Origin of the sequence: Microbacterium sp. Leaf351, assembly GCF_001423825.1 — a bacterium.
Classification (GTDB): Bacteria; Actinomycetota; Actinomycetes; order Actinomycetales; family Microbacteriaceae; genus Microbacterium; species Microbacterium ginsengisoli.
Genome location: NZ_LMPK01000002.1, coordinates 39,423 through 41,274, shown reverse-complemented (window position 1 = coordinate 41,274; position 1,852 = coordinate 39,423). Strand labels below are relative to the sequence as shown.

Genomic DNA, 1,852 nt, shown 5'->3' with positions numbered 1-1,852 from the left:
CCCCGGTTTCGGAGGAGAACCCGCCCGAACCTGTGGATAAGTGCTGGAGACACGCTAGTCAGACGGCGGGGGTGAATCAAACCGTTCGGCGATGGGCGCGTGTCGATCACGGGGTGGTTCGGGGGTGCCGTGATAGTGCGGATGGGTCCTGGGTTTGAGTTCTCGGCTCCGCGGGCATACCCTTAGTCGGTTGACTTATGCCTTCCAGGCAGTTCGTTCCCCGTCGCCGGCCGCCAGCTTCCGGTGACCCCCGATCCGGAGTGATCCCATGAGCAAGCGCACCTTCCAGCCCAACAACCGCCGCCGCGCCAAGAAGCACGGCTTCCGCGCCCGTATGCGCACCCGCGCCGGCCGCGCCATCCTCTCGGCGCGTCGCACCAAGGGTCGCGCCACGCTCTCTGCCTGAGACCGGCGTGCTTTCCCGGCCGAGTCGTCTCACCGATGGTGCCGACTACAAGGCCGTCGTCCGACGGGGAGTCCGCAGCACTTCGCCGCACCTGATCACCTATGTGGTCGCGAGCGAGGGCACGCGGGCACCCCGTTTCGGTTTCATCGTGTCGAAGCAGGTGGGAGGCGCGGTGACCCGCAATCTGGTTCGTCGCCGCTTGAAGGCGATCTGCGCAGAGGCGCGGGGCGACGTCGCGCCGGGACGCGACATCGTCATCCGCGCGTTGCCCGCCGCCGCCGCGGCATCCTTCTCCACTCTTCGCGGAGACGTGCGCACCGCACTGCAGCGGAGGGCGTCATGAGCTCGGCGACGCTGCCGTCTCACTCGCGCGGAACCGACCGGTTCGACACTCGGCTGTGGCTGCGCGCCGTGCCGCTCGTTCCTCGCAACCTGGGTCTCGCGCTGCTGCACGGCTACCGCGCAACCATCTCCCATGTTTACGGCGACGTGTGCAAGTACTATCCGTCGTGTTCCGCGTATGCGGTGGGTGCCGTGCAGCAGCACGGATTGGTCAAGGGTTCTGCCCTCGCGGCCGCCCGCATCGCCCGGTGCCACCCGTGGGCAGCTGGCGGAGTGGACGACCCCCCGACCCATGCGCATTACGCCCACGCTCTGACTCCGCACGGCTTCGTCGTGCCCCTTCGAAAGGACTGATCCGTGCCGGATCTGTTGGGAATCGTCCTCTGGCCGCTCAAATGGGTGGTCGAGCTCGTGCTGGTCGCGTGGCATGCCGTGTTCACGTTCTTCGGCATGGACCCGGCGACGGGTCTGACCTGGGTGCTGTCGATCATGGGCCTCGTGGTGGTCGTGCGCGCCGCACTGATCCCGGTGTTCGTGCGCCAGATCAAGAGCCAGCGCAAGATGATGGAGATCGCGCCCGAGCTGCGCAAGATCCAGGAGAAGTACAAGGGCAAGCGCGACCAGCTCTCCCGTGAGGCGATGAGCCGCGAGACGATGGCGCTCTACAAGAAGCACGGCACCTCCCCGGTGTCCAGCTGCCTGCCGCTGCTGATCCAGATGCCGATCTTCTTCTCGCTGTACAGCGTGCTGAGCGATGTCGCCAAGCATGCGACGGCGGCGGTGCCCACCGGTGGCGTCGGCCCGCTCACGCTTGAGCTGACGCAGGAGTTCTATCAGGCGAAGCTCTTCGGCGTCGCGTCGCTCCACGACACCCTCACCGGAGCGTGGGGTCAGCCGGGCGGCACCGTGACCGTGGTCATCCTCATCGTCCTTGTGGCGGCGATGATCGCGTCGCAGTTCATCACCCAGCTGCAGATCATCTCGCGCAACCTCTCGCCCGAGGCGAAGACCGGCCAGGCGTACCAGATGCAGCGCATCATGCTCTTCATCATCCCGATCGGCATGATCTTCTCGGGCGTGTTCTTCCCGCTCGGCGTCGTCATG

Annotated in this window: 4 protein-coding genes; all 4 read left to right on the top strand. The window is 66.5% G+C overall.

Going from position 1 to position 1,852, the window contains the following annotated elements:
• Window positions 1-268 precede the first annotated feature (268 nt).
• Entirely contained in the window at window positions 269-406 is a 138-nt protein-coding gene (gene rpmH / locus ASG00_RS00675) for a 50S ribosomal protein L34 (RefSeq protein ID WP_045247906.1), read from the top strand.
• A 7-nt stretch (window positions 407-413) separates the two neighbouring features.
• The gene (gene rnpA, locus ASG00_RS00670) at window positions 414-749 is read left to right on the top strand and encodes a ribonuclease P protein component (protein WP_045247905.1); all 336 of its coding nucleotides are present in this window, start codon (window positions 414-416) and stop codon (window positions 747-749) included.
• Entirely contained in the window at window positions 746-1,102 is a 357-nt protein-coding gene (gene yidD, locus ASG00_RS00665; RefSeq protein WP_045247904.1) for a membrane protein insertion efficiency factor YidD, read from the top strand. Before rnpA ends, yidD begins: the two co-directional genes overlap by 4 nt.
• Before the next feature lie 3 nt (window positions 1,103-1,105).
• Window positions 1,106-1,852: membrane protein insertase YidC (yidC, locus tag ASG00_RS00660; protein WP_235559013.1), on the top strand; the 747-nt coding region annotated here is incomplete at its 3' end.